26 protein-coding genes and 1 riboswitch are annotated in these 26,570 nt (G+C 47.7%); of the genes, 18 read left to right on the top strand and 8 right to left on the bottom strand.

The features are described 5' to 3' along the window. Positions 1-9 precede the first annotated feature (9 nt). Positions 10-921, top strand: a complete 912-nt coding sequence (locus AC4EHB_RS16160; RefSeq protein ID WP_490976591.1) for a diacylglycerol kinase — start codon at positions 10-12, stop codon at positions 919-921. Between the two features lie 103 nt (positions 922-1,024). On the opposite strand, the gene AC4EHB_RS16155 is transcribed toward AC4EHB_RS16160, so the two are convergent. Beyond that, a complete protein-coding gene (locus AC4EHB_RS16155) occupies positions 1,025-1,453 on the bottom strand; it encodes an NUDIX hydrolase (protein ID WP_490976592.1) in 429 nt (142 codons plus the stop codon). A 216-nt stretch (positions 1,454-1,669) separates the two neighbouring features. On the opposite strand from AC4EHB_RS16155, the gene AC4EHB_RS16150 reads away from it, so the two are divergent. From AC4EHB_RS16150 to AC4EHB_RS16115, 8 genes are all read left to right on the top strand, one after another. Next, on the top strand, positions 1,670-3,016 hold the full coding sequence (locus AC4EHB_RS16150; protein ID WP_490976593.1) for a cytochrome ubiquinol oxidase subunit I: 1,347 nt from the start codon (positions 1,670-1,672) through the stop codon (positions 3,014-3,016). Next, positions 3,013-4,041 (top strand): cytochrome d ubiquinol oxidase subunit II, encoded by a 1,029-nt coding sequence (locus AC4EHB_RS16145; protein ID WP_490976594.1) that lies wholly within the window; start codon positions 3,013-3,015, stop codon positions 4,039-4,041. The genes AC4EHB_RS16150 and AC4EHB_RS16145 overlap by 4 nt, the downstream gene beginning before the upstream one ends. Before the next feature lie 14 nt (positions 4,042-4,055). After that, on the top strand, positions 4,056-4,166 hold the full coding sequence (gene cydS, locus AC4EHB_RS16140) for a cytochrome bd oxidase small subunit CydS family protein (protein WP_490976595.1): 111 nt from the start codon (positions 4,056-4,058) through the stop codon (positions 4,164-4,166). Positions 4,167-4,294: 128 nt separating this feature from the next. Beyond that, the gene (gene rlmD, locus AC4EHB_RS16135) at positions 4,295-5,659 is read left to right on the top strand and encodes a 23S rRNA (uracil(1939)-C(5))-methyltransferase RlmD (protein ID WP_490982055.1); all 1,365 of its coding nucleotides are present in this window, start codon (positions 4,295-4,297) and stop codon (positions 5,657-5,659) included. A gap of 181 nt (positions 5,660-5,840) precedes the next feature. Next, positions 5,841-6,503: an L-2-amino-thiazoline-4-carboxylic acid hydrolase gene (locus AC4EHB_RS16130; RefSeq protein ID WP_490982054.1), complete on the top strand. Its 663-nt coding sequence runs from the start codon at positions 5,841-5,843 to the stop codon at positions 6,501-6,503. A 21-nt stretch (positions 6,504-6,524) separates the two neighbouring features. Continuing rightward, complete coding sequence (locus AC4EHB_RS16125) at positions 6,525-7,022, top strand: flavodoxin family protein (protein WP_490982053.1); 498 nt, start codon at positions 6,525-6,527, stop codon at positions 7,020-7,022. Between the two features lie 103 nt (positions 7,023-7,125). Beyond that, positions 7,126-7,275 (top strand): Fur-regulated basic protein FbpA, encoded by a 150-nt coding sequence (locus tag AC4EHB_RS16120; RefSeq protein WP_490976599.1) that lies wholly within the window; start codon positions 7,126-7,128, stop codon positions 7,273-7,275. A gap of 81 nt (positions 7,276-7,356) precedes the next feature. Beyond that, on the top strand, positions 7,357-8,808 hold the full coding sequence (locus tag AC4EHB_RS16115) for an amidase family protein (protein ID WP_490982052.1): 1,452 nt from the start codon (positions 7,357-7,359) through the stop codon (positions 8,806-8,808). A gap of 57 nt (positions 8,809-8,865) precedes the next feature. Here AC4EHB_RS16115 and AC4EHB_RS16110 read toward each other — a convergent pair whose 3' ends face one another. Further along, positions 8,866-9,723 (bottom strand): TetR/AcrR family transcriptional regulator, encoded by an 858-nt coding sequence (locus AC4EHB_RS16110; protein WP_490982051.1) that lies wholly within the window; start codon positions 9,721-9,723, stop codon positions 8,866-8,868. 507 nt (positions 9,724-10,230) lie between these two features. Between AC4EHB_RS16110 and AC4EHB_RS16105 the strand changes: the two genes are divergently transcribed. From AC4EHB_RS16105 to AC4EHB_RS16090, 4 genes are all read left to right on the top strand, one after another. Then, complete coding sequence (locus AC4EHB_RS16105) at positions 10,231-11,709, top strand: MDR family MFS transporter (protein ID WP_490982050.1); 1,479 nt, start codon at positions 10,231-10,233, stop codon at positions 11,707-11,709. Positions 11,710-11,817: 108 nt separating this feature from the next. Continuing rightward, positions 11,818-12,978: a DEAD/DEAH box helicase gene (locus AC4EHB_RS16100; RefSeq protein WP_490982049.1), complete on the top strand. Its 1,161-nt coding sequence runs from the start codon at positions 11,818-11,820 to the stop codon at positions 12,976-12,978. Continuing rightward, positions 12,975-14,204, top strand: coding sequence for an aminopeptidase (locus AC4EHB_RS16095; RefSeq protein WP_490982048.1), 1,230 nt, complete (start codon positions 12,975-12,977; stop codon positions 14,202-14,204). The genes AC4EHB_RS16100 and AC4EHB_RS16095 overlap by 4 nt, the downstream gene beginning before the upstream one ends. Before the next feature lie 12 nt (positions 14,205-14,216). Continuing rightward, a complete protein-coding gene (locus AC4EHB_RS16090; RefSeq protein WP_490982047.1) occupies positions 14,217-15,119 on the top strand; it encodes an SGNH/GDSL hydrolase family protein in 903 nt (300 codons plus the stop codon). 45 nt (positions 15,120-15,164) lie between these two features. On the opposite strand, the gene AC4EHB_RS16085 is transcribed toward AC4EHB_RS16090, so the two are convergent. Together AC4EHB_RS16085 and AC4EHB_RS16080 are read right to left on the bottom strand one after the other, a co-directional pair. Then, positions 15,165-15,296: a hypothetical protein gene (locus tag AC4EHB_RS16085; RefSeq protein ID WP_490976606.1), complete on the bottom strand. Its 132-nt coding sequence runs from the start codon at positions 15,294-15,296 to the stop codon at positions 15,165-15,167. Positions 15,297-15,351: 55 nt separating this feature from the next. Beyond that, positions 15,352-16,434 (bottom strand): M20 family metallopeptidase, encoded by a 1,083-nt coding sequence (locus AC4EHB_RS16080; protein ID WP_490982063.1) that lies wholly within the window; start codon positions 16,432-16,434, stop codon positions 15,352-15,354. Between the two features lie 147 nt (positions 16,435-16,581). Then, positions 16,582-16,681: riboswitch (TPP riboswitch) on the top strand. A gap of 95 nt (positions 16,682-16,776) precedes the next feature. Between AC4EHB_RS16080 and thiT the strand changes: the two genes are divergently transcribed. Together thiT and map are read left to right on the top strand one after the other, a co-directional pair. Then, on the top strand, positions 16,777-17,352 hold the full coding sequence (gene thiT, locus AC4EHB_RS16075) for an energy-coupled thiamine transporter ThiT (protein ID WP_490976607.1): 576 nt from the start codon (positions 16,777-16,779) through the stop codon (positions 17,350-17,352). 82 nt (positions 17,353-17,434) lie between these two features. Then, positions 17,435-18,184, top strand: a complete 750-nt coding sequence (gene map / locus AC4EHB_RS16070; RefSeq protein WP_490982046.1) for a type I methionyl aminopeptidase — start codon at positions 17,435-17,437, stop codon at positions 18,182-18,184. A gap of 553 nt (positions 18,185-18,737) precedes the next feature. Here map and AC4EHB_RS16065 read toward each other — a convergent pair. Then, the gene (locus AC4EHB_RS16065) at positions 18,738-19,469 is read right to left on the bottom strand and encodes a TspO/MBR family protein (RefSeq protein WP_490976609.1); all 732 of its coding nucleotides are present in this window, start codon (positions 19,467-19,469) and stop codon (positions 18,738-18,740) included. A gap of 215 nt (positions 19,470-19,684) precedes the next feature. On the opposite strand from AC4EHB_RS16065, the gene AC4EHB_RS16060 reads away from it, so the two are divergent. The 3 genes from AC4EHB_RS16060 (at position 19,685) to AC4EHB_RS16050 (ending at position 22,595) form a co-directional block, all read left to right on the top strand. Continuing rightward, on the top strand, positions 19,685-21,487 hold the full coding sequence (locus tag AC4EHB_RS16060) for a M3 family oligoendopeptidase (protein WP_490982045.1): 1,803 nt from the start codon (positions 19,685-19,687) through the stop codon (positions 21,485-21,487). A 1-nt stretch (position 21,488) separates the two neighbouring features. Continuing rightward, positions 21,489-22,037, top strand: a complete 549-nt coding sequence (locus AC4EHB_RS16055; protein ID WP_490976611.1) for a GNAT family N-acetyltransferase — start codon at positions 21,489-21,491, stop codon at positions 22,035-22,037. 84 nt (positions 22,038-22,121) lie between these two features. Next, on the top strand, positions 22,122-22,595 hold the full coding sequence (locus tag AC4EHB_RS16050) for a DinB family protein (protein ID WP_490976612.1): 474 nt from the start codon (positions 22,122-22,124) through the stop codon (positions 22,593-22,595). Positions 22,596-22,662: 67 nt separating this feature from the next. Here AC4EHB_RS16050 and AC4EHB_RS16045 read toward each other — a convergent pair whose 3' ends face one another. The 3 genes from AC4EHB_RS16045 to AC4EHB_RS16035 all read right to left on the bottom strand — a co-directional run bounded on the left by AC4EHB_RS16045 (position 22,663) and on the right by AC4EHB_RS16035 (position 26,559). Then, positions 22,663-23,226, bottom strand: coding sequence for a beta-class carbonic anhydrase (locus AC4EHB_RS16045; protein ID WP_490976613.1), 564 nt, complete (start codon positions 23,224-23,226; stop codon positions 22,663-22,665). A gap of 198 nt (positions 23,227-23,424) precedes the next feature. Further along, positions 23,425-24,432, bottom strand: coding sequence for a rod-share determining protein MreBH (gene mreBH / locus AC4EHB_RS16040; RefSeq protein ID WP_490976614.1), 1,008 nt, complete (start codon positions 24,430-24,432; stop codon positions 23,425-23,427). Between the two features lie 894 nt (positions 24,433-25,326). Continuing rightward, positions 25,327-26,559 carry an aminopeptidase gene (locus tag AC4EHB_RS16035; protein WP_490976615.1) on the bottom strand — a complete coding sequence of 411 codons (1,233 nt, stop codon included), beginning with the start codon at positions 26,557-26,559 and terminating at the stop codon, positions 25,327-25,329. Positions 26,560-26,570 lie beyond the last annotated feature (11 nt).

Raw genomic sequence — 26,570 nt, 5'->3', positions numbered from 1 at the left:
GAATCTGGTATGAAACGTGCACGAATCATTTACAATCCAACTTCCGGGCGGGAACTTTTTCGCAAACATTTGCCGGAAGTGCTTGAGAAAATGGAAAAGGCGGGATATGAAACGTCTTGCCACGCAACAACCGCGGAAGGCGATGCTACAGTCGCTGCTGCTGATGCAGTAAAACGGAATTTTGATTTGATTGTCGCGGTGGGTGGCGACGGAACCTTGAACGAAGTGGTATCAGGCGTATCAGGGTTTGAAGAGCGGCCGAAAATCGGATTAATCCCGATGGGGACGACTAACGATTTTGCGCGTGCTGTCCATATCCCGCGGGATATCAATAAAGCGGTCGATATCATTATTGAAGGCAACTCCATCCCGGTGGATGTCGGGCTTATGAACGATCGCCATTTCATCAACATTGCTGGAGGCGGCAGGTTAACTGAATTGACGTACGAAGTGCCGAGCAAGCTGAAAACCGTGCTTGGGCAAATGGCGTATTATTTGAAAGGCATTGAAATGCTGCCTTCCATCCGTTCTTCGAAAGTCCGCATTGAATACGACGGCCATGTGTTTGATGATCATGCGATGATGTTCTTGATCGGCTTGACGAATTCAGTTGGCGGCTTTGAGAAATTGGCACCTGATGCCAGCATTAACGATGGCAAATTCACCTTATTGATTTTGAAAGAATTGAATATGGCTGAATTTATTCGCGTGGCTTCACTGGCTTTGCGCGGAGATCATTTGTCAGACCCGCATGTCATTTACGCGAAAGCCAGCAAAATCTCGGTATCATCCGATGAACGGGTCTTGTTGAACCTTGATGGCGAATACGGCGGCTTACTGCCGGCGACATTCGAAAACTTGGGCCGCCACATTGAGGTGATGGTGCCGATCGATTCCATCAATGAAAAAGACCGGAAATAAGAACTAAGCGCAACTGCGTCTATTCGGTTCTTGAGCCAATACGAAAAAAGCTGCACCAAAACGTCATTATAAATGACCTTTTGGTGCAGCTTTTTCTATGTGTTTACAATAGTTCGATTGCGGCATCCTGTTCGGCCGCAAGTTTTGGCAGGTTGTCGATCGGCTCCCAATGGAACTGGAAAGTGCGGCCGTTGTCCTGGCCGTCACTGACAATTGTATGTTCCCAGGATTCAGTCGGTTCGCCGGTATATTCGAAATGGAAGATATTCCGCTCGTAAGCTTTGTCCTGATGTTCAGGATAATACGTGTATTTATGGATTTTCCCTTCGAATTCCAGCACTACGCGGGGCAGTCCTGTTTCTTCCTGGACTTCGCGGTACAGGGCGTCAATGAGCATTTCCCCTTCTTCAATGGTTCCGCCGGGAACTTGCAGACCTGCTTCCGGTTCTCCTTTATGGGTGAAAACCAATAATTCTTTGTTCTCTTGCGGTCCTCGTGTAATGTAGGCAAATACTTTCCGTTTTGTTCTCATGTTGAATCATCCTTTAATTTGTTGTGTTATTAGAATACTAAATATTTAGAAATTTTTCAATCATTTCATTTTTTTGTTTGTCACAAGTTATTCAAAGCTGGTGAAAATATCCTGCTGCAAGGGTGTTTAGAAATCGAGCGGCAGGGAGAGATAAGGTACAATGGGGTTATAGCAAAAGCACGGCAATCTTTCGGATTTTGAGAGGGGTAATACGAGATGGGTTTTGAAGACACGGCCTTATTAAGCCGGATTTTAACGTTAATGACGCTTTCTTTCCATATTCTCTATGCGACAGTCGGTGTCGGGATTCCATTGATGATCATGATTGCGCAATGGGTAGGGATCAAGAAAAATGATGAACATTATATTCTGTTGGCGCGCCGGTGGGCACGCGGCTTTGTTATTACCGTAGCGGTCGGAGTTGTGACCGGGACGGCAATTGGCCTTCAGTTATCGCTGCTATGGCCTGAGTTCATGCAGCTCGCAGGAAACGTCATCGCACTGCCGTTGTTCATGGAAGTATTCGCATTTTTCTTTGAAGCGATTTTCCTCGGCATCTACTTGTACACGTGGGACCGTTTTGAAGATCAGCGCAAGCATTTATTAATACTCATTCCCGTTGCACTTGGTGCGGCGGCATCGTCATTATTCATTACCATTGTCAATGCCTTCATGAACCAGCCACAAGGGTTTGAAATCCTTAACGGCGAGTTCGTCAATGTGCAGCCGCTGCTCGCCATCTTCAATCCGGCAGTGCCGACGAAAGTCGCGCACGTCATGTCCACGGCATTCATGACCTCGGCTTTCGTACTGGCTTCGATAGCGGCGATGCGGATGATTGGCGGATCAGATCATGTCTACCATAAAAAAGCATTGTTCTTGACGATGAAAATTGGGTTGATTTTCTCGATTTCAACAGCTATTATCGGCGATTTCTCCGGAAAATACCTGGCGGAATACCAGCCTGAAAAATTGGCTGCTGCTGAATGGCATTTTGAAACAGAAGGTGACGCCGGGTTAATCATGTTCGGTGTGCTTGATGGCGAAGAGCCGAAATACGCCATCAAGATTCCGTATGCCTTAAGTATTTTGGCACACGGTACGCCAGGTGCGGAAGTGATAGGACTCAACGAATTCCCGGAAGATGAACGGCCACCGCTGTGGATCCATTACCTATTCGATACCATGGTCGGCATCGGCATGTGGCTGGCGTTCTTCTCGATGGTCTACGTTGTCGGCGCTTGGCGCGGCTGGGCGATTGTCCGTGCGAAATGGTTCCGCTGGCTGCTGTTGGCAACGGGTCCGCTCGCGTTGGTGGCTATTGAAGCGGGTTGGTGGTTCACGGAAGTGGGCAGACAGCCTTGGATTCTCCGTGGGTATATGAAGACTGCAGATGCCGCAACCACGAGCGGCCAGGTTGATCTGATGATTATCCTGTTCGCGGGCTTGTATATCATTCTCGGGATTGGGACAATTGTCGTCCTGACCCGCATGTATAAACGCAATCCGGTTGAAAAGGAACTGGCTGACCGGGAAGCGAAAAAAGGCGGTGGACAAGAATGACGTTAGAGATTATCGGAATATCGGTGTTATGGCTGTTCTTGTTCCTTTATGTCATCGTCGCATCTATCGATTTCGGCGCAGGCTTTTTCAATGCTTACAGCGCCTTCACCAATAAACAGCATATCCTGACCGGCATCATCCAACGTTACTTGTCGCCGGTGTGGGAAGTGACGAATGTCTTTTTCGTCTTCTTCTTCGTCGGCGTCATCGGTTTCTTCCCGCAGACGGCATTTTATTACGGCACCACCTTGCTTGTGCCGGCTAGCATTGCGTTAATCCTGTTGGCAATCCGTGGCTCTTATTACGCCTTCGCGACCTATGGCGCAAAGATCAACCACCGCGGCTATATTTATATGTACGGCTTGTCCGGGCTATTGCTCCCAGCATCGCTATCGCCGGTGCTGGCAATGTCAGAAGGCGGCTTTATAAAAATGGACGGCGATTCTCCGTACCTCGATTATCTGGCGCTCTTCACCAGCCCATTGACATGGAGCATCGTTGTACTGAGCTTGGCGGCAGTGCTTTACATCTCGGCGGTTTTCCTGACTTGGTACGCCAGCAAAGCAGGCGACGCGAAAGCGACGCATTTAATGCGCAAATACGCATTGCTTTGGGCCGGGCCGACGATCATCACCGCAACTGGGATCATTTTTGAACTGCGCAGCCACAATACAGAACATTACACACGGCTGCTCGATCTTTGGTGGATTTTTGGTTTGTCGTTCCTGCTGTTTCTCGGAACGGTCTACCTGCTTTGGAAACGCCGCAACTACGGTTGGGCTTTCATCTTGCTGGTCGGCCAGTTCTTCACTGCCTTTTTCGCTTACGGCGTTTCCCATTACCCGTATCTGCTTTATCCGTATCTGACGATCTACGACAGTTTCACCAATGAAGCCATGGCAATTTCATTGATCATCGCATTCATTGCAGGGCTTGGCTTATTGCTGCCGTCGCTGTATCTGCTGTTCCGATTGTTCTTGTTCGATAAAGATTACGTCAAAGGGAAATCAGATTACCACGCATAAAGGAGGAAGCAGAGATGCAGGATTTTCTAATATTCTACGCGCCATTCATCGTTCTGGTCGGTGCCATTATCGGCGCTTTCTGGATTTCCCTGAAAGACGGGATTGTCACCAACGATAAAAAGTAACAAGCGCGTGCGGGCGTTTCGCCTGCCGCGTTTTTTCTTTGGCTGCGGTACCAGGAAATATGGATTCATTAGTGAATATTGCCTTAGCCCTATGTTATAATGACGGAATGTGAAATGGAGTGAACCCTTTGAAACCAGTACAGAAAAATGACAGGCTGCTTGTCCATGTGGAAGATTTGACACACGACGGCGCAGGCGTTGCGAAAGTGGACGGCTACCCGCTGTTCATCCAAGGCGCGCTGCCGGGTGAGGATGTACGCGTGCACGTTATGAAAACCTTGAAATCCTACGGCTTTGCAAAATTGCTTGAAATAGAGACAGCCTCACCAAATCGGGTGGACGCACCATGCCCGGTATTCGATACGTGCGGCGGCTGCCAGATTCAGCACCTATCTTACGAAGGCCAGAAAGAGTTCAAACAGAAAATGGTGCGCGATGCAATCACCCGCATCGGGAAATTGCCGAACGTACCGGTGCATGCCGTGAAAGGCATGGAAGATCCGTGGCGCTACCGTAACAAATCGCAGATTCCGTTCGGCGTTGAAAATGGCCGCACGGTAGCGGGATTTTATGAAAGCCGCTCGCATAACATCGCGGATACGGACGTCTGCCTGATCCAGACCTTGGAAGCGGATGCCATCATGGTTGGCTTGAAAAAGAGCTTGATCGAAATGGGCATCGAGCCGTATGAAGAACAAACGCATCGCGGCCAGCTGCGGCATGTAGTTGTCCGCAAAGCACGTGCGACCGGCGAAATCATGGTGGTGCTCGTGACGAAGAAAAAGAAATTCCCTCAGGCAGAGCAGGCGATCGCTTTGATCCGCTCTCTTGTGCCGGACACCGTATCTATCGTCCAAAACGTCAATCCAGAAAAGACCAACGTCATTTTCGGCAATGACACAACGGCGCTATGGGGCAAGGAAGTCATCGAAGACCGCATCGGTGATGTGCGATTCGAGATTTCCGCGCGTTCTTTTTACCAGATCAATCCGATTCAAACTGAAACGCTTTACGGGCAGGCGCTTGAATATGCAGGATTGACAGGCAGCGAAACGGTCATTGATGCTTATTGCGGCATCGGCACGATCTCGCTGTTCTTGGCGCAGCAAGCGAAATTCGTCATGGGTGTGGAAATCGTGCCGCAAGCGATTGAAGATGCGAAACGCAACGCCGAACTCAACGGCTTGACGAATACGCTTTTCGAAGCAGGACCTGCGGAGCAAGTGATTCCGCGCTGGTATAAAGAAGGCAAGAAGGCGGATGTGCTGGTGGTCGACCCGCCGCGCAAAGGGTGCGACGAGCAATTGCTGCGGACTATTCTGCAGCAGCGGCCAGGACGCGTCGTCTATGTATCTTGCAATCCGGCGACGCTGGCGCGCGATTTGCGGATCCTTGAAGACGGCGGCTACCGTACGAAAGAAGTGCAGCCAGTCGATATGTTCCCGCAGACGACCCATTGCGAAGCAGTGGCTTGGCTCGAATTGGCTGAATGAACGATTAGTTAAATAAAGAACGATGATGCCGGGCGGTGAGCCCGGCATTTTTTTATTGGCTATATATAGGCAGGGAAAACGAGAGCATTAAAAAGATGGACAAATGTTAGAATTTTCAATATATTTAGCGTGAGGCTTTAAAAACATTGCCAGGTTTCTGAAGGGAACGGAGGAACAGAAGATGGACAGGGCGAAACTTCTATACCGCTTAGGCATGCGGCGTGCGAAAGAGCGGATGCTGAATGACTTCGGGAATGGATTTTGGGAGGAATTCAAAGCGAACGCCGATGGCTGGATGCAAGAAATTCTGCCGAGAGTGCCAGACATTGGCAACAGTGTGTTCCGAACGAGCTACGATATGTGCCCAGCCTATATTGCCTGGTACAAATCATTGATGACAATGGGCTTTTCAAGTGAAGAAGCGGGTGAAGAACTGTGGGTAATGTCGGAGGACCTGTTGGAGCTGATTCCGAAGCGGTTGCTTAAGATGCCGATGAAAGGATATATGGCGGGATTCCGCGATGATGCTGCATTGCATGAGCAGCGGGGCAAGGTAGGGAAGCTGCACCCATATGACTGGAAAATCGTTTTCACCGATCAGGATGACGACCATTTCGAGATTGATATAACGGAATGCGCAATGATGAAACTCAGCAAGGACTTTGATGCGCTCGGCATGTTTCCGGCCGTATGCCGCATCGACTTTCTGGCAGCCAATATTATGGAAAACGGCTTTTCACGCAAAAAGACGTTAGCGGACGGAGATGATTGCTGCAATTGCATGTACGAAGTTGGGGGAACCTGTGAATGGAACCCTGAGCGTGGCTTTACAGACAGGAAATAAAAGCGGAAGGGGCGGGGCATGATGAAAATCGGCATTATCATCCATTCCATGACCGGACATACATTTAATGTAGCGGAGGAACTGAGCCAAAAGCTGATGGACAAAGGGCATACGGTGGAATTGATAAAGGTGGTGCCGGTGGAAGAACAGCCGAAAAATGCAAAAAACGGGCAGCTGAAGGAAATTCCGCCGGTCGAGCCTTACGAGCTAGTCGTATTCGGGGCACCGGTCTACGGCATGGCGGTATCCCCCACGATGCGCCTGTATTTGGAACAGCTTCCTGATCTGGGTGACAAAATGGTGGCTCTCTTCGTTACCCAATCTTTCCCGTTTCCATTTATGGGGGGCAGCCGCTCCATTGGACAGATGAAGAAAATCTGCGAATCGAAAGGTGCTGACGTCTATGCGACAGGCGTCATCAACTGGTCCCGCAATACGCGGCAGGCAAAAATTGAAGACATGATCGACCGATTTTGCGACTTTTCCGATCGGCCTCTTAAGGCAAGGGCTAGCAAATAAGGCGGACTGAAAACTTTTGTTTATTTCTGCAGTCGAAAGGTTTTAAGACCGTGTGTTCGAGGTAAAGAAAAGAGAATAAATTGCTAAGGAGAGAACGGCCATTATGGAACACATACCAGAATCGAAATTCGAAGATAAACGTTCGATCATCATCGATCATTTAGTTGAACAGAATGTATTTAAAATAGAGGGAAGACAGCTATACGAATTGTCTCTGTATGAATTGATGAAAAGCTATACTGAGGAAATATAAGCCGGGCCAACCCGGCTTTTTTCAATGACGGGAATTTGGAGAATGGAATCAGCTGTACATCCGTATGTGGGAGGGAACCTGATGCATCACAAAAAATTGGAACAATACCGGCTGGAACAACTGGATGACAAAACGATTGCTTCCCTTCAGCAGGAAATGGCTGAAGGGAAGCTGACTTCAGAAGAACTTGTTTTAATGTACAAAGAGAATATTTCACTGTCGGGTGAAAGCATCAATGCCGTGCTGGAACTCAATCCCGAAGCTGTGCAGATTGCGCAGGCGCTGGATTTTGAACGCCTGCATAAAGGCGTACGTTCACCGCTGCACGGCATCCCGGTTTTGCTGAAGGACAATATGGGCACGGACGACATGATGCATACAAGCGCAGGTTCGCTGGCATTGAAAGACCATTACGCACTGTGCGATGCCAAAGTTGTCGAAAAGCTGCGCAGTGCAGGCGCCATAATCATCGGCAAGACGAACATGACGGAATGGGCGAACTTCATGACGGATAAAATGGAGAACGGCTTTAGTTCGCGCGGTGGGCAAGTGAAAAATCCTTATGGCGCTTTCGATGTTGGCGGTTCCAGTTCTGGTTCTGCGGCAGCGGTCGCAGCCAATTTAGCCGCTGCAGCAATTGGCACAGAAACGTCAGGGTCCATTATTGATCCGGCTGCCCGGAATAGCTTGGTTGGCATCAAACCGACGGTCGGAATGATCAGCAGAAGCGGCATCATTCCGATATCATTGACACAGGACACTGCTGGACCTCTTGCACGCACCGTCGAGGACGCAGTTACGGTCTTCGCCCAATTGATCGGGCGTGATCCTGAAGATGCCGTAACGGCATTCGCTGAACCATTCGAATCTTACGATTGGAAGAAGCATTTCAATAAAGATGGGTTGGCGGGAACCAAACTGGGTGTGCCGAGAAATCTTTTTCTAGACAAGCTGTCCTCTGAAGAGTTGGAGTTGTTCAATGCATCACTTGATAGGCTGCGGCAATGCGGGGCACAAATCATCGACGATGTCGATTTAGGGGTCACGCAGGAAGATCTCGGATTTGCGGTGCTGCTGCATGAATTCAAAGCGGGCATCAACCATTATTTAGCGAAGACCGACCGTGAAAATCCAATCCGTTCGTTGGATGATGCCATCGCATTCAATCTCGCGCATGCAGCGGAAACATTGAAATTCGGGCAAAACCTTTTTGAACAAGCCGCCGGCACGAGCGGCAAATTAACAGAGCGTGAATACTTGGAAACCTTAGAGCGGAACCGGTTTTTGGCTGGCAAGCAAGGCATCAGCGCCACGTTAAAAAAAACAGGAGCAGATGCCCTCGTTTTGCCGAAAGACTATGGCTGCAACATCGGGGCTGCGGCAGGATTTCCGTCCATTACCGTACCGTTCAGCTACAGCCGTGAAAACGAACCGTTCAATATTACATTTACAGGCAAAGCTTTTAGCGAACCTGAGCTGATCGAATACGCCTATGCGTTTGAGCAAGCCGTTCAGGGGCGCAGAAAACCATAAATGAAAAGGACAGAGCAAAAGCCGAATTCATGGCTCTTGTTCTGTCCTTTTTTGTGTTTATAGCTTTGCGAGCTGTTTCCATACCTGTTCAAGCATAGCCAGCAATTCAGCTTCATGTCCGCTTTTGTTGGCGACAGTGCCAAGAACGCTTTCAATCAACACTTTGCGTGGCTTGTCCGACTGCAATTCGCTGCCCAGGAAAGCCACGAGCTGCGCCGTATTATCATCATCAGCCGCTGACTTGCTATAGCTTTCGAGCTGGGCTCCGAGTTCATTTGGCGACAGGTTTTCAGCATGTTTTTTCGGATACAGCCCGGTTTCCCGGATAAAGCGGTCGCCTGAAGCGATTTGATGGGCCATGGTTACTTCTAAACGCCGCACGACGAATGAAGCGAGTTCATCAGTCGGCAGCACCTCGTGCGATGTCACTTTCCATAGATGGAAAAGCTGCTGGATCGAACCGTGGAGTGCTGCCGCATTGTCAAGTGCATACGGTTTCGCTCTCTTGCCGAAGACGTCGACAATCCGGGAAGCAATCCAATCAAGCTCCTTCAAATAAGTGAGCTTGGAAAATTCCTTTAGTTCCTGATCCTGTGAGTAAAAAATGCTTTCATAGAGTGAAAAGAGATTTTTTTCCTGATTCAATTTGATGCGGATGCTCAATTGATCAGCAAGGACCTGTGGATCGTTTGCAGGCCGGCCGGCAGCCGCAGCCATCCGCAATTGGCTCAGTTCGCTGCCGATTGATTCCATGATGGCGATGAGGCATTGTGTTTTGGAAGTGAAGTAATTATAAAATGTGCCTTTTGAGACGCCAGCTTCGTCGAGGATATCCTGGATCGACGAAGCGTTATAGCCTTTATTGATAAAAAGGATGTAAGCGGCGTTGATGATGTTCTGTTTTTTTGGATTCATTTTTTATTCACCTTTGTACTTTCTTTATCTATAAGTTGAACTAAAAAAGTAAATTTTTATGTACCGCTTCGGCCGCTTTGTGCAGAACAAAGAAGATTGCTCCTGTGCAAGCTCGTCGCAAAGGAGTTGCCGAAAGTTACTGGCACCTCCTTGGCTCTCGCCATTAGCCGAGCAGACCACTCGTCTCATTGCTAAGAACTTTCTGCTTCTTCATCGCTGCGCTAGCTTCGAGACATTAAAGTGCATTGCAGTGCTACGCACTTCGTCGCAAAGGTATTTTCCCAATTCTTGGATCAATACCTTCGCAGCTGTTTTGCGGAATATCGAAGATTATAAACTACTACTTCAACTTAACTTCAGCTTTATCATAGCTTGAAAACCTTTCCAAATCAATATTTTAGACTGCTAGTCTATTTTAGTTGATAAAATTAGACTATCGGTATAAAATAGTTGAATGAAGCAATGGAAAATTAAAATAAAGCTGAAATTTACGGAGGAATTAGTAGAATGACAGAACAGAAAAAACCGCCTTATGGCATAATAGCCATCCTTTTTACCGGAGCATTTGTGGCTATCTTCACCCAAACCTTATTGAATGTCGCCCTGCCTTCCATTATGGTGGATTTGAATATTGAAGATGCATCTACAGTACAATGGCTGGTCACCGGTTATATGCTAGTGAACGGCATCTTGATACCTGCTAGCGCATATTTCATCCAGCGCTATTCAAACCGCGCTATATTCATCGTAGCGATGTCTTTGTTTTCTATAGGAACATTGATTGCGGCATTGTCGCCAACATTCGGCGTTTTGCTTACTGGCCGGATGATCCAGGCGTCGGGATCGGCTTTAATGATGCCGCTTTTAATGAATGTAATGCTAGCTGCTTTTCCAGTTGAAAAAAGAGGGTCAGCGATGGGATTCTTCGGATTGGTCATGGTTGTGGCACCGGCAATCGGTCCGACGCTTTCCGGCTTTATCGTGGAACATTATTCGTGGCGTGTACTTTTTTGGATCGTCTTGCCGATTGCTTTGATTTCTCTAGCGCTCGGCACAGTGAAACTGAAAAACCTGACATTCCAAGACCGCGAAATCACGCTGGATAAAGCATCTGTGATTTTATCCAGCATCGGATTCGGCGGCGTTTTATACGGCTTCAGTTCGGCCGGCTCGATGGGATGGCAAACCCCGGCAGTCTATGGAACAATTTCAGTAGGGCTGTTGGCACTGGCAATCTTTATCTGGCGCCAGCTGAAACTGGACAAACCTTTGCTGCAAGTCCGCATCTATAAATATCCAATGTTCGCGTTGTCTTCCGTTATATCAATTGCACTGGCGATGTCGATGTTTTCCGGCATGATTTTGATGCCGATCTATGTCCAGACCATCAAAGGGATATCACCAATTGAGTCCGGCCTGCTGATGCTGCCAGGGGCTTTGCTGATGGGCATCATGTCGCCGATCACCGGACGGCTATTCGACCGCTTCGGCGCGAAAGTATTAGCGGTTCCTGGGCTGGCGATTGTCGTCATCACAACGTTCCTTTTCAGTCAATTATCGATGGAAACAAGCTTTCTGCAAATCATGGCAATTTATACGTTTCGCATGTTCGGAATTTCAATGGTCATGATGCCCGTTATGACGAACGGGCTCAATACACTGCCGATCAAGTCCTATCCGCACGGCACTGCCATCAATAATACATTGCAGCAGGTATCAGGTGCCATTGGATCCGCGTTCCTTATCACGTTGATGAATATGCGGACCGAATCGGTGGCGCAGGAATTGGCGGCTAGCGGGGCAGCGCCTGAGGGCATTATGAATTCAGCGCTTCTTGAAGGGATCAACTACGCATTTGAAATATCGACGTTCATCGCAATAGCCGCATTATTATTGGCGCTGTTTATCAAAAAACCGGTCCGCCCAGTCGAAGAAGCGGAAAAAGAAGAAGTTTACAAGCGCACAGAAGTTGCGGAATCACAATGAAATACCTGGGCTGCCTTCTTTTTTTGGAGGCAGCTTTTTCGTTTGAAAAAGGCGTAGCGGCGCCGGATATGTTACACTAGAGGCATCGAAGAGAAGGTGGAATAGGACATGAATTTTATAGAACAGTTAAGCCCGATTTGGCAAGAAAAATGGAAAAAAGCAGGATATGAAACGGCGATGCCGATCCAGGAACAGATGATTCCGGAAATGCTCGCAGGAAATGACATCGTCGCGGAATCTCCAACAGGCACAGGAAAAACATTGGCTTATTTATTGCCGATCCTGCAACGCATTAACTCGGAAAAGCCCTCAATCCAAGCCATGATTATCGCCCCGTCACAGGAGTTGTCGATGCAAATCGTCAATGTGGTGCGCGAATGGACTGAAGGCACGGATATTACAGTTACTCAATTGATTGGCGGAGCAAATATGCAGCGCCAGCTGGAAAAACTGAAGAAAAAGCCATCGATAGTTGTCGGTACGCCAGGGCGTTTGAACGAATTGGTCAAAAACAAGAAATTGAAAATGCATGAAATCCGCATGCTCGTGCTTGATGAAGGCGATCAGCTGATGGCGCGTGAACACCGCAATATCATGAAAGACTTGATTGAAAAAACACAGCATGGCCGCCAGCTCGTATTGGTATCAGCAACGATCACTGAAGAAGTGGAGCTCGTAGCTGACCGTATGATGCAGCATCCGACACGCCTCAAGGTGAAAGCCGAAGATATGCCGATGCAAGGCAAAGTGACGCATTCGTTCATCAAAGTGGACGAACGGGAAAAAACCGAAATGCTGCGCAAGATTTCTAATCTTGAAAACGTCAAAGCGTTGGCGTTCGTCAATAACTTGGACCAATTGCTTATGAAAGAAAACAAATTGAAATACCGCGATGCGAAAATCGTGGCGCTGCATTCGGAAATGAAAAAAGATGAGCGTAAAAATGCGCTTGACCAGTTCCGCAAGGGTGAAGTATCTGTGTTGATTGCAACAGAGGTGGCCGCACGCGGCCTTGATATCGATCAAGTGACACATGTCATTCACGTTGACGTACCGCAGACGATCCAGCAATACCAACACCGTTCCGGCAGAACCGGCCGCGCCGGAGCCGATGGGGAAGTCCTCACGCTGCTTGCTTATGCAGATGAACGCCATTATAAAAAATTTACCAAAGAGCTTCCGTCAAAACCGGTCCAGAAGATCCTTCACGGAGGCCGTCTGATAGAAGGAAGCAGCAAAACAATTTCTGAAAAGGGGAGTAAAAGATGACTTTCCAACAAAATCTGGAGCAGTATGCTGAACTGACTGTCCAAGTCGGCTTGAATGTTCAAAAAGGCCAGCTCGTCATGATCAATACGACGATTGATACGGTCGAATTCACGCGGCTAGTAGTGGCGAAAGCATATGAAGCGGGTGCGAAGCGCGTCCATGTTAATTACACAGATCCGCTTCAGACAAGAATCCATTTCGAAATGGCTCCAGACGAAGCATTCAATGAATATCCGCACTGGTCCGTCATGCAGCGCGATGAAATTATCGATACTGGGGGATCGTTCTTGTGGATAGATGCCGAAGACCCGGATTTGCTGACAGGCATTCCGGCCAAGCGGCTATCCGATTCACAGAAATCCGCAGGCAAAGCATTAGAGCGCTACCGCCAAGCGGTGGGGACGGATAAGATTGCCTGGTCGATCGTTGCCATCCCGTCCAAAGGGTGGGCGAAGAAAGTTTTTCCGGAACTTGATGAGGAAAGACAACAAGAGGCTTTATGGGAAGCGATTTTCAAAACAGTGCGGATTGGCGAAAGCGATGCTGTGGACCAATGGAAACAGCATATCGGTTTGCTTGAAGAGCGCGCTTCGCAATTGAACAGCAAAAAGTTCAGCAAGCTGCATTACCGGGCACCTGGCACAGATTTGACGATTGCGTTGCCGGACAAACATATATGGATGACGGGCGCTGCAAAAACACCGCAGGGCAATCCGTTCATCGCCAATATGCCGACGGAGGAAGTTTATACTGTGCCGTTGAAATACGGAGTCGAAGGTGTGGTTACGAATACAAAACCCCTGGTTTACCAAGGAAATATCATCGACGGTTTCACGCTTGAATTCGCCAAAGGGAAAATTGTCAAAGCGACAGCGGAGCAAGGACAGGAATTATTGGACGAAATGATCCGTTCGGACGAGGGATCGGCATATCTTGGCGAAGTGGCTTTGGTGCCGCATCATTCACCGATTTCTGATTCAGGCATCTTGTTTTTTAATACATTGTTTGATGAAAATGCTTCGAACCATTTGGCGATCGGCGATTCCTACCCGACATGTTTCGAAGGGGCGCGTGACTTAGAAAGGACCCAACTCCAATCGATCGGGTTGAACACGTCAATCGTCCATGAGGACTTTATGATCGGCAGCGCTGATATGGATATTGACGGACTCTTTGAAGATGGTACGAGCGAACCGGTTTTCCGCAATGGAAACTGGGCATTTTAAGAGGTGGAAAATGTGAAGAAGAGCTTGATGATAATGCTGGTATTTATGCTATGGGTGAGCGGCGCCGCAACTTCACACGCGGCAGTCCGTACCCCTGCAAAATATATAGCAATTGGCGACTCCTTAGCAGCAGGCCAAACTCCGAATTCTGCAATTGATGCAGGCTATTCAGACATGATTGCACAAGAATTGGCGCGGCAGCAACCCGTCGCTTTTTATACGAAAGAATTAGCTTTTCCAGGTTTTACGACTCATGATGTTCTTGACCGGGTAACTTCCGAAGAAGCCCAAGATGTATTAAAGAATGCTAACATCATTACGGTATCAGCAGGCGCAAATGACCTGCTCAGGCTGGTGTCGGCTGACCCTGCGGAAGGGTCATTATCGTTCGGGCAGATCCAAGTGGACTTTGCGTTGAATGGCGCACGAGCGAATTTGGAAAAAATCCTTGCAGAGCTCGAACAGCGCGCTCCGGATGCGGACGTCTATGTAATGGGCTATTATTTTGCCTATCCGCATGCCCGGGACTCCCAGAAAGCGGGGACTGCTTTGCAGCTCGACCGGCTTAATGAAATCCTGGAAACAACCGCGCAAAAAAATGGAGCGCTGTTTGTCCCTGTGGCTGATGGATTCGGCAAAGATGGAGTCGACCAAGTTCCAAACGCAGCGGATGTACACCCGAATTTAAGCGGCTACCAGACAATGGCAAATGCCTTTTTCGATGTCTACCAAAAAGGGTGGACAGTGGAAGACTGGGAAGTGCCTGCCGCGGCTCCGGTTTCTTTTGAAGAAATCCAGGCTCAGCAAGATGAAGAGTCTTCTGGTGAATTGGAAGGAAGCTCAGCGGCCGTGAATCCGTCCCGGCACAATGCCGCCGGACTATTGGCGCTAAAAGAAGCCATCCCTTATAGTTAAAGAGGAAAAAGAGCTGCAGCGAGAATCGCTGCAGCTCTTTTTATCTTATCGTTTTGATTGTGGTGTTTTATATTGGCCCGCGTTGCTGGCTTTTTTTTTGTTCATAGCTTTGCGGATAATCGGGTAAGCGATGGGTGCAAATTTTATCGCAGTTTTCAATAAACGTCCTAATGCCATTTAAATCTCTCCTGTCATGAGTAAGTTAGTTTAGTATTCCCAAAAGGTGTCTGCTTTAAACATAGGCAGGTGATAGGGCGAGGGCCAACAAGATGTCTTTGTACTGATGGACGCTTTGGACTTCTACATATTCCGCGTTGCCATGCCAGTCATCTCCGGTCGGACCGAACTCGATTGCCCCTTCGCCGCCATTGACCTCCGCATAATAGCGGGTGTCAGCTGCGCCGTGCTGCCCAAACAACACAGGGGTCTCGCCTGTTGTATCTGAAATCGCTTTTTCCAGGGACTGGATGGAGCGGTTTTCTTTTGTGGTCGTCAATGCCGGCGTCGAGCCACTAGCTTTATATTCCATGTCTAGATTGAGCCGCTCTGCCAATTCTTTCATTTGGCGGACGATTTCCTCTTTGTCCTGGCCCGGCATGAAACGGATATCGTAGGACATTTCACAGATTTCCGGTACAACGTTATAACGGTCGCCAGCTTTGATAATCGGGAGATTTACTGACGGCTGCTCGTAATATTCCGTCGCCTCTTTGCGGAACGGCAGGTCGGCCATTCCTGCATGGAATTTCATCGCGGATTCAATGGCATTGATGCCTTCCCAAGGACGGCTGCCATGCGCTGGTTTGCCTTTGAACGTCAGATCCATGCGCAGAATCCCTTTTGACTGCAGCCCGATTTTCAATCCAGTAGGTTCGCCGCAAATGACAAAGTCTCCGGTATAGCCTTGTTCAACGAGCCATTTCGACGTGTTGCGCCCACCGATTTCTTCATCTGTAACAATATGAAGCTGCACGATCCGGTTCAATTTAGAGGCGTCCAATTCGACGAATGCCTGCATCATGGCGGCGGCTCCCGCTTTCATGTCCGCAGACCCACGTCCGTAAATGCGTCCGGCTTTTTCAATAGGCACATATTGTTCCGGATGCCCCGGCACAACATCGACGTGGCCATTCCAGATGAGGGTTTCCGTGCCTTGGCCTTTGATGGCTGTCAACATCTTATAGCCGTTGTTATCGTGGACCTTTACGTCCTGGCCATTCTTCTCGAGCCATCCCGCACAATATTCGAGCGCTTCATTTGCCCCTTCTTTCGTATCGCTTTGGATCTTAATCAGTTCTTTCAAAAGCTCGATCATAATATTTTCAGCAGCAGTTGTTCCTGCTGCCTCCACCACCTTTCTTGAATTTCTCGCTATATACCTGTTACCCTGCTGACGCTGCTTGAAACAGGTTTGCATTCAAGAATGCGCTTGTGTACAATACAAGTGTAAGATAATAATTGTATACACCACAAGGGGAGCTATTTGCTGAGAGTGAACGTTCTGTTCTTACCCTTTGAACCTGTAAGTTAACACTTGCGCAGGGATGTGGATGGAAACCTGCCCTTACGCGGCGCCAGGATCTATCCTGGCGCCGCTTTTATATGGTTTTGATTCGCGGCCCTTCTGGTGATGTGCACAACACATAAGGAGGAAGCTATGAGAAATTTACGAGTGATTTTAATGATGGAAATCGCGATTTTCGGTGCGTTGGGCTTTGTGCTCGACTTTATCGCGTTCAAAATGCCGCAAGGGGGCTCTGTCAGCCTGGTGATGATCCCAATCGTCCTGATGGCTTTCCGCAGAGGCGTCCTTGCTGGCGTATTGACGGGCGTGCTGGTCGGGCTGCTGCAAATAGTGACGGGTACGGTCTCCGTGACGCCGCTGTCTTTCGGCTATGTCGTGCTGCAGGTCATCCTGGATTACCTGGCGGCTTATGGCGTCGTTGGCTTGGCAGGAATTATGCGCGGAAGATATTTGAGAGCGGCTGAAAAAAAACGCACTGGACAGATGGTGTCAGCTATCATAGCCGGAGTGCTGCTCGGCTCGTTATTGCGATATGCCATGCATGTGGTGACAGGCATCTTGTTCTTCGGCATGTTTGCGGAAGGCAATGTGCTTGTCTATTCAGCAGTCTATAACGCGACTTATATGATTCCAGTATTCCTGTTGGCAGCATTTGTCTGTTCGGCACTGTTCGCTGCCGCTCCGAAACTGGTACACGCAAATCAATAATAAAAGGGGGGACTATTGTTGTGATAGTCCTCTTTTCTTATGGTATAATTTTTCATAGACAATTTGAAAGAAGGGTTATTCAATGATTGCTACTACTGAACAAGATATAGAAATGCTGAAAAAAGCCGGCCGTATGGTAGCCGAAATACGCGAGGCGATGAAGGCGGCGACAAAACCAGGAGTGACGACGAAAGAAATCGACGAACTGGGCGGCCGCCTGTTCGACGAACTAGGCGGCGTGTCCGGCCCGAAATCGGAATATGATTTCCCGGGGTTCACGTGTATCAGCGTCAACGAGGAAGTTGCCCACGGCATTCCTGGCAGCCGCGTCATCAAAGAAGGCGATATGGTCAACATCGACGTATCGGGTTCTTTAGAAGGTTATTTTTCCGACACGGGCATCTCTTTTGTGGTGGGCGAAGGCCACGCTGAAAAAGAGAAACTCTGCGAAGTGGCTGCGTCCGCATTTGATTTTGCGATGACGAAAGTCAAGGCCGGCGCGAAGCTGAACCAGATCGGCAAAGCGGTCGAGCGCGAAGCGAAGCAGCAGGGCCTATTCGTCATCAAGAACCTGACAGGGCACGGCATAGGAAAATCGCTTCATGAGGCTCCTCAGCATATCTTGAATTATTACGACGCGTGGGAAAAAACCATCCTGAAAGAAGGTATGATCCTGGCAGTGGAGCCGTTCATTTCACAGAAAGCCGAACACATTATCGAATCAGGGGATGGCTGGACTTTCATCACGCCTGACCAGTCGTTGGTGGCGCAGATTGAACACACTGTACTGGTGACAAAAGGCGAGCCGATTTTGCTCACTAAATTAGACTGAAAGTCAAAAACGCACCGGATTTTATCCCGGTGCGTTTTTCTATGATTAAAAAGTAAAAAATCCTGGGTTTCAAATAAATCTAAGAAAGATATTCCGCAATACAGCCCCGCGGGAGTCGGAGGTGTTTTGCTCCATATCTTGAGATTTGCTGGAAACTTCAGCGAGCATATCTTTCATGTTTTTTGATAAAAGAAATGATTCTCTATTAAGAAATACCTTTGAATGAAGCGGAAGGCGGCGAGGGTAAACATACTGCTCCTGCATCGCTTCGCTAGCTTCGTCGGAAAGATATGACCGAACTACCTTCGGTCATATCTTTCCTGCGGATTCAGCACGTGCCGAAGACCCTGGAGCGAACGCTGTGAGTAAAGCGGCTGAGGTAGTGCCCGCGGAAAGCGTCCGCATGTCTCTGCATCGCTTCGCTAGCTTCGAGACATGAAAGTGCGCTGAAGCGAAATGAAAAGGCGTCAGAGAATTTTTAATAACTATCGAATCCACAAAAACAAAACCCGCACGGAATAAATTCCATACGGGTTTGTGATGCTTGTTCTTATCAAGCCCTTGTTAATGGCCGTTTTTTGATCAATAAGATACCTGTGAAAATGACGCCGCTCAGAAACAGCGAAGCCGTCGTCACTAGGAGTTCATCGGTGCCATGTTTTACAGCGATGCCGATGAATGCCCAGATGAAAACCGAAGCATAAGGAATGTCGTAATGGTGGAAGCGTATATGGAGCGCGAGAGCGGTTCCGACTGTCAGCATGATGACAACCCATAGCTGGTCGCTGAGGCCCCAGCCGCCCCAATTATAGTAAGTGAGCACGTAGCTGACGTTGGCGATGGTGGCGACGCTGATCCAGCCCAAATTGATGGATATCGGCAGGCGCCCGGTCCATGACCGGTCCTCGTTGCTGTACTGCAGATACAGAGCAATGAGTGAAATCAGGTAGCCGATCATTACAACAATCGTCCACGCGAAAAACTCATAATGCCAGAGCAGCAGCCAAATGATGTTAAAGGCGGCGCTTAATGTGAAAAATAATGTGACTTTATATGAAGGCAGCTCGCCCTTTTTCCAGCGCACCCAAAAACCGATGATCCAGGCAGCCAGCAAGATGTAAATAACGGACCAAATGGAAAATACATAGCCGGCAGGCGTAAACAGGACGGGCAGCCGATTGGAAATATCTCCGGTGTTCTGTCCATTCAGCGGCAGAATATTCGCCAAGGCATTAAGTATGACGACAGCTAAGAATGCCAGTGTCATCAGCAATATTCGAACCATAAGAGATCCCTCCTCTCACATAAGTATAACTGCCTGCGTTTCGTACAACAAACGGAATTTCCAAAAAAATCAATAAAACAAGTGCTTTGTGAAATCTTCGGACACTTTTTCGCGCAAATTTCCAGTGGGTTCTACTTGAACAGATCCTTTGCCAACTGAATAATAATGGTATACTAATAAGTGTTTTTAGAAAATTTAGTTTACCAGGGGGAAAAATGATGACGGTGAAATTTCCAGAAGTCTGGGATTTGGATGTGCTTTTTCCGGACGGCAGCGATTCAGCGGAATTGCGATCACATATCAACGAAGCAGAAGCGGAATTAAAGCGATTTGAAACTACGGCACAGCAATTCGAAGTGCCTTCTTCAGCAGCCGAGGCAGGGCGGATTGCTGCACTATTAGATGATGTGAAATCACTCATGCAGCAGCTCCGCCAATCGGGCGCTTTTATCGGCTGTCTGATGGCACAGAATACTGAAGATAAAAAAGCGGCCATCCTGCAGAGTGAGTCTGCGGCATTGTCGGCGCAGTTCCAATCCGCGTTGCAGAAAATTCAAAAAGAATTGACGAAAACGGAAGCAAGCGTCTGGACGCAGCTGCTGGAAACAGAAGAGCTTCATGAATTCAGCTTCGTCTTGAACGAGTGGCTGGAAGAAGCGAATATGCTGCTTTCCGAAAAAGAGGAGAACCTCATCACGGCGCTGAGCATCGACGGCTACCACGGCTGGAGCCAATTATACGACATGCTCGTGGGTGACATCAAAATTACGATGACAGTCGATGGACAAGAGAAAATCTTGTCGGTTGGCCAAGCCAATAATCTGAGTTCCCACCAAAATCCGGCTGTGCGCCAAGAATCGTATGACAAACTCGAACAGGAATGGACGGGAAAAGAAGACTTTTTTGCGAAAGCATTGAATTCAATTGCCGGTTTCCGTCTGGAAGTTTATAAAAAGAGAGGCTGGGACAATGTCCTTCAAGAGCCGCTTCATATGAACCGCATGAAGCAAGAGACGCTGGATGCGATGTGGGGAGCGATTGCAGATCACAAGCAGCCATTCGTCGAATATTTAGACCGAAAAGCCGAACTGCTCGGCAAAGATGGGCTTGACTGGTACGACGTTGATGCGCCGGTAACGGCCAGTACGCACCAATTCACATATCAGGAAGGCGCAGATTTCATTCTAGAGCATTTTGGAAATTTCGGTCCTGAACTGCAAAAGTTCGCTTTAAAAGCGTTTGAACAGGGGTGGATCGAAGCGGAAGACCGCCCGAACAAACGGCCAGGCGGATTTTGTACCGGACTGCCAATGACTGAAGAGTCTCGAATCTTCATGACCTACAGCGGTTCGATGTCAAACGTGGCTACGCTTGCCCATGAACTGGGACACGCTTTCCATACACACGCGCTCCGGCCAGTGCACCCGTTGAACCGTTCTTACGCAATGAACGTCGCTGAGACGGCTTCAACGTTTGCTGAGATGATTGTCGCGGACGCGGCTGTTAAAAATGCACAGTCAAAAGAAGAAAAAATCGCTTTGCTGGAAGATAAAGTCCAGCGCAGTGTCGCGTTTTTCATGAACATCCATTCCAGATTCTTGTTTGAAACGCGCTTTTATGAAGAACGCAAAAAAGGCGTTGTTCCTGCGAGCCGATTGAATAGCTTGATGGAAGAAGCGCAAAAAGAAGGGTTTGCCGGCGGATTAAAATCGACCCATCCGCATTTCTGGGCATCGAAGCTGCATTTCTATATTACGTATGTGCCGTTCTATAACTTTCCGTACACGTTCGGCTATTTGTTCTCGTTGAGCATTTATGCAAAAGCGCTGGATGAAGGAGCGGATTTCGAAGAGAAATATATGGCATTGCTCCGGGATACGGCAATTATGACCGCTGAAGACCTGGCGTTGAAACACCTTGGCGAGGATATTACGCAGCCGGCATTCTGGGAAAAAGGGATTGCCCTGTGCGTGAAGGACGCTGAGGATTTCAACGCTCTGACTTCATCTGTGGATTGATATGAAGCTGACATTCGAGGGACGCACTTGTTATATCCGGACCTTGGCAGTAGAAGACGCGGATGAAATTGTTCAGTTGCTGTTGCGCAACCGTGAATACTGGGCAATTTACGAACCGCGCCATCCGGACAGCTATTTCACAGCCATGGCGCAGCGTGAGAAAATCCGGGAATCCATTTACCAGTCACGGGAAAACCGGGAGTACAGTTTTGGTATTTTTGAATTGTCGACCAATAAAATGGTTGGCCACATTTCCATCTACGGCATTAAGCGGTTGCCGTTCCTGAGTGCCCTCGTCGGATACTCGATTGACGAGGCCACAACGGGCAAAGGCATCGCTACTGAAGCGGTCGGGCTTGTGCTGACATTCGGCTTTGAAGAGTTGCGGCTTCATCGTATTGAGGCGTACGTCTCGCCGCGGAATGCTGGATCGGTGCGAGTACTTGAAAAATCACGTTTTCAGCGCGAAGGCCTGCTTAAAGAATTTTTGTATATCAATGGCGAATGGGAAGACCATTACCAATATGCTTTGCTCGAAAGGGAGTTTTGAAAGGGCAAGGCCGCCTATAAAAAGTGGCGGAATGCACTTGCCCGCTGGTTCTGGCCATAGACAATACGAAAGGGAGGGTTCGACATGGATCGAAACAAACTTTTTGCCTATCACCAATGGGCGACCGCCGAATGCCTGAAGCATGTTCATTCATTCGAGGAAGATCTTTATGCACGGCCAGGGGCGAATTCATTCGCTTCGATAGAAGAGACGACAAAGCATGTCATCGGCGTCGAAAAACTTTGGCTGCAGCGAATGATGGGGATTCCGAAGCCGGCTTTCGAGAATTTTGATGTCTCAACTGTGGAAAAAGCCATTGAGGCTTTCAGCCTGCTGCACGCTGAAATGGATTTGTATTTTGCATCTCTCAATGAAGAACAATGGCAAGAGACGCTCGACTTCCGGAACATGCGCGGTATGGATTTCAGCAATACCCGGGAAGAGATGCTGTTCACGGTCATTAATCACGCTTCATACCATCGCGGGCAAGTGACTTCCTTTCTGCGCCAGTTCGGCCACAGTGGGATCCCACTTGATTATATTTATTTTAAAAAATAAACTGGCTGCAAAAAACCGCTAAGGGAACTTCCCTTAGCGGTTTTTTGATTTGAAAAACTAATGCAGTTTATTTTTTATTGCCGTCTACAATCAAGTCCAATTTGCCGGTGGTTGGGTCGATCACCAGACCGTGGACCGGGACAGCGCTATCCATTAACGGATGGTTCGTAACCATCTGGACACTGTGGCGAACGCTTTCTGTCACATCGTCAAAGCCCTGGAACCATTCTTCAAGGTCCACTCCGGAATACTTCATCATTTCAATGGTCTTTTCATCAATGCCCCGCGCTTTCATCTTGCTTAAAATCGACTGTGGATCGATTGCGGACATACCGCAATCGTAATGTCCGATAATATAGATTTCGTCTGCATTCAATTCATAAACTGCTACAAACAGGCTGCGCATAATTCCGCCGAAAGGGTGGTTGATAACAGCTCCAGCACTTTTTACGATTTTCACATCGCCATTTTTTAAGTTCATGGCTTTCGGCAGCATTTCAAATAGCCGGGTATCCATGCAAGTCAAAATGACGATTTTCTTATCAGGAAATTTTGTGGTGATGTATTGTTCATATTCTTTCTTCTCTACGAACTCTTGATTGTATTCCAAAATCTTTTCAAGCATCGACATGGTATATTCCTCCTTAAAGCTCTTTTCTCTAGTTTAGAACAAACGGCAATAAAAAACGACTGAAACTATGCTGGAAAAGTAAAAAAAATCAGGCTAAAAATTTAATATACCAGTTGAAACAGTAAGTTATGCTGAACTTTCAAATTATCGAAATAGATAAAAAACCCGGAAGCTGAAAGCCTCCGGGCCGCGTTTAGATTAACGTGAAATTTTTTCGAGTTTGCTGAGCATAACAAGCGAACGGCCAGTGCCGATTGCAACAGACTCAAGCGGTTGTGGTGCAATGTGGACAGGAACAGAAATTTCTTGTGACAGCCATTGCTGCATGCCTTTCAGCAATGCACCGCCGCCTGAAATAACGACGCCTTGGTCGACGATATCGCCGGATAATTCAGCCGGGCAGTTTTCAAGGGTGGCACGGATGCATTCAAGAATTGATAGAAGCGATTCTTTCAATGTTTCCTGAATTTCAGTTGAAGTCAGCGTAACCACTTTCGGAAGGCCAGTCATAATATCACGTCCACGGATTTCCATGGTTTCTGATTTATGGGGAACGAGGGCATAGCCGATTTCTTTTTTGACATTCTCAGCAGTGCGTTCGCCGATCAACACGTTATAATGCTTGCGGACATACTGGATAATGTCTTCGTCCATGCGATCGCCGGCAACTTTTACTGTATTAGCAGATACGACACCACCGAAAGAAATGATGCCGACTTCTGTTGTGCCGCCGCCGATATCGACGATGACGCTGGCAATTGGCTCGCTGACTGGAAGGTCAGCGCCGATTGCTGCTGCTACCGGTTCTTCAATCAAGTGAACGGTTTTCGCGCCGCTTTGTTTAACTGCATCATGTATAGCTCGGCGTTCTACCGAAGTAGCGCCGCATGGCGTACAAACCATTACATTCGGTTTGCGGAAAGAAGTGCCCATTTGTTTAGCCGCTTTTTGCATAACCATTTTCAATAATTCAGTAGTGACATCGAAATCTGCAATAACGCCATCTTTCAACGGGCGTACTACACGAATCGAACCTGGTGTTTTACCGATCATGGCTTTTGCATCTTCGCCAATTGCGATAACGCGGCCAGTCTTTGTATCTAAAGCAACCACTGAAGGTTCATTTAAAATTATACCTTTTGATTTTGTGTATACTAAAATATTCGCTGTTCCTAAGTCAATTCCAATATCTGTTGAAGAAAACATGCCTAAACTCCTCCTAATAATAAACAAGTACTATTTTGCATTTTACCATGTAAAAAATCCAGTAAAAAGAACGAAACAGAAAATGATACATAAGAAAGGTCTTATGTTGGAAAAGAAGCCATTTTATAGGGTATAAAGGCATACGATGTAATGCTTATGTAAAGTAATTGATGTCGAAATGTAATAAATAAATTATATCAAAACAATAAAAAAAATCGCTTTTTTAGGAAGAATTCGTTGTTTTTATACAAACTTGAATTGAAGTAGCCCTTTTCATTTCGCTTCAGACGGACGCTTTCCGCGGGCGAGCGCCGAGCCGCTTCGTCGCTTCGCTCCTGCAGGGTCTCGCCTGTCTCGCTATCCCGCTGGAGTCGCCGTCTTCCGCTTCATTCAAGGTGAATCTTAATATCTAATCATTTCTTAGATGGGGTAAAATAAAAGAGAGAAGTATCTGCACTTTGTTTAATATCACCAGATATGGAGTAAAACAGATCCGACTCCCGCGGGATAGCGAAGTGGCGAAATCCACTCGGGCGTCAGCACGAGTTAGTTCGGCGCAAGCCCGCAGGAAAGCGGGGCTGTTTTACGGAATATCGACCATTTATAAATTTCAACTAGTAGCTCAAATAAAAAACACCGCTTTCCAAGTAAGAAAGCGGTGTTTTTTATTAATATTTTTTTTCTGGAAGTGGGTCAACGTGCTCTGCATCATGAGTATGAAGCTCTTTGCGCAAAAAGTACATCAAAGTGAAAAAGAACAAGAAGATTACAACCATAAACCCGAGGGTTACTGTAACGCCATATAACATAGTGATAACTCCTCTCTAAACTGTCATTATCAATATTTAGTATACATGATAAGCGGAGAAAAATTAAGTGTCGAATTAGCGATACTTAAAAAGCCCAGTTGCCGCCGCGGAAAACAGGCTCGCGCGTGCCGTCTTCAAGAATGCCGTCGATGTCCATTTCCTCAGAACCGACCATAAAGTCGACGTGCGTGATGCTTTGGTTCAAGCCGTGCGCCGTTAATTCATCCGGTGACATTGTTTTGCCGCCTTCAAGGCAGAATGCGTAGGCGCTGCCGATGGCAAAATGATTGGAGGCATTTTCATCGAATAATGTGTTGTAGAACAAAATGTTCGAATCGGAAATCGGTGAATGGTGGGGCACAAGTGCCACTTCGCCTAAATGATGCGAACCTTCATCGGTTGCTACTAATTCCTTCAAAACTTCTTCGCCTTCGGCAGCTGTGACTTCAACGATGCGGCCGTCTTTGAATGTGATTTTGAAATCGTCGATGATATTGCCGCCATAGCTCAATGGTTTTGTGCTGGACACAAAGCCGTTAACGCCTGTTTTTTCAGGAACGGAAAAGACTTCTTCGGTCGGCATGTTAGCCATGAACTTATCGCCTTTTTCATTGATCGAGCCGGCCCCACACCATAGATGGCCTTTTGGAAGTGCTACTTCAAGGTCGGTTTTCGGTGAAGTATAATGCAATTTCGCGTATTTTTTACTGTTCAAGTAATCCACTTTAGTGTGAAGCAATTCATCGTGCTTGATCCATTCTTCCACAGGATTGTCGCGGTCAGCTCGCACTGCTTTAAAGATAGCATCCCATAAAGCATCGACTTGCTGCTCTTCTGGCAAATCGGAAAAGACCTTGGCAGCCCATGCTTTCGAAGGGGCGGCAACAACGGTCCAGCTGATTTTATCTGATTGTACATATTGGCGGTATTTGTTCAACGCCGTACCCGTCGCTTTTTGGTTAGCTGCGATGCGCTTTGAATCGATGCCTTTCAATAGGTCCGGGCTTTGGGAAACGATGCTCATGAAAGCAGCGCCTCTTTCCGCAAGAATTTCACGCTCCTGCACTTTCCAGGCAGGGTAATCAGAAAATGAATCTTCCGGCGCCAATTCAAAGCGTACCCGTGTGATTTCATCGTCAAGCCAGTCGACATAAACTTGTTTAGCACCAGCTTCGTATGCTTTTTTTGTAACTACGCGGACAAATGGAGCTGCGTCCAATGCTGCAACTATGTATAATTCTTGATTTTTTTGGATGTTAACCCCTACATTTACTGCGAGTTCTGCGTAACGTGTCAGTTTCTGTTCAAATGATGTCAATTAGATCTCCC

It is taken from the genome of Planococcus sp. TJ-302 (genome assembly GCF_058268455.1).
The sequence above is the reverse complement of the archived record's forward strand: the minus strand, read 5'-3'. Positions and strand labels throughout refer to the sequence as shown.

Excerpts from the sequence above, each read along its gene's own strand:
- AC4EHB_RS16125 (WP_490982053.1), top strand. The coding sequence starts at position 6,525 with ATGAAAATCGGCATTATCATCCATTCCATGACCGGACATACATTTAAT.
- AC4EHB_RS16120 (WP_490976599.1), top strand. The coding sequence starts at position 7,126 with ATGGAACACATACCAGAATCGAAATTCGAAGATAAACGTTCGATCATC.
- AC4EHB_RS16145 (WP_490976594.1), top strand. The coding sequence starts at position 3,013 with ATGACGTTAGAGATTATCGGAATATCGGTGTTATGGCTGTTCTTGTTC.
- mreBH (WP_490976614.1), bottom strand. The coding sequence starts at position 24,432 with ATGTTTTCTTCAACAGATATTGGAATTGACTTAGGAACAGCGAATATT.
- AC4EHB_RS16100 (WP_490982049.1), top strand. The coding sequence starts at position 11,818 with ATGAATTTTATAGAACAGTTAAGCCCGATTTGGCAAGAAAAATGGAAA.
- AC4EHB_RS16055 (WP_490976611.1), top strand. The coding sequence starts at position 21,489 with ATGAAGCTGACATTCGAGGGACGCACTTGTTATATCCGGACCTTGGCA.
- AC4EHB_RS16155 (WP_490976592.1), bottom strand. The coding sequence starts at position 1,453 with ATGAGAACAAAACGGAAAGTATTTGCCTACATTACACGAGGACCGCAA.
- AC4EHB_RS16095 (WP_490982048.1), top strand. The coding sequence starts at position 12,975 with ATGACTTTCCAACAAAATCTGGAGCAGTATGCTGAACTGACTGTCCAA.
- AC4EHB_RS16060 (WP_490982045.1), top strand. The coding sequence starts at position 19,685 with ATGATGACGGTGAAATTTCCAGAAGTCTGGGATTTGGATGTGCTTTTT.
- AC4EHB_RS16110 (WP_490982051.1), bottom strand. The coding sequence starts at position 9,723 with ATGAATCCAAAAAAACAGAACATCATCAACGCCGCTTACATCCTTTTT.
- cydS (WP_490976595.1), top strand. The coding sequence starts at position 4,056 with ATGCAGGATTTTCTAATATTCTACGCGCCATTCATCGTTCTGGTCGGT.
- AC4EHB_RS16105 (WP_490982050.1), top strand. The coding sequence starts at position 10,231 with ATGACAGAACAGAAAAAACCGCCTTATGGCATAATAGCCATCCTTTTT.
- AC4EHB_RS16050 (WP_490976612.1), top strand. The coding sequence starts at position 22,122 with ATGGATCGAAACAAACTTTTTGCCTATCACCAATGGGCGACCGCCGAA.
- AC4EHB_RS16160 (WP_490976591.1), top strand. The coding sequence starts at position 10 with ATGAAACGTGCACGAATCATTTACAATCCAACTTCCGGGCGGGAACTT.
- AC4EHB_RS16080 (WP_490982063.1), bottom strand. The coding sequence starts at position 16,434 with ATGATCGAGCTTTTGAAAGAACTGATTAAGATCCAAAGCGATACGAAA.
- AC4EHB_RS16130 (WP_490982054.1), top strand. The coding sequence starts at position 5,841 with ATGGACAGGGCGAAACTTCTATACCGCTTAGGCATGCGGCGTGCGAAA.
- map (WP_490982046.1), top strand. The coding sequence starts at position 17,435 with ATGATTGCTACTACTGAACAAGATATAGAAATGCTGAAAAAAGCCGGC.
- AC4EHB_RS16065 (WP_490976609.1), bottom strand. The coding sequence starts at position 19,469 with ATGGTTCGAATATTGCTGATGACACTGGCATTCTTAGCTGTCGTCATA.
- thiT (WP_490976607.1), top strand. The coding sequence starts at position 16,777 with ATGAGAAATTTACGAGTGATTTTAATGATGGAAATCGCGATTTTCGGT.
- AC4EHB_RS16045 (WP_490976613.1), bottom strand. The coding sequence starts at position 23,226 with ATGTCGATGCTTGAAAAGATTTTGGAATACAATCAAGAGTTCGTAGAG.
- AC4EHB_RS16085 (WP_490976606.1), bottom strand. The coding sequence starts at position 15,296 with ATGGCATTAGGACGTTTATTGAAAACTGCGATAAAATTTGCACCCATC.
- AC4EHB_RS16150 (WP_490976593.1), top strand. The coding sequence starts at position 1,670 with ATGGGTTTTGAAGACACGGCCTTATTAAGCCGGATTTTAACGTTAATG.
- AC4EHB_RS16115 (WP_490982052.1), top strand. The coding sequence starts at position 7,357 with ATGCATCACAAAAAATTGGAACAATACCGGCTGGAACAACTGGATGAC.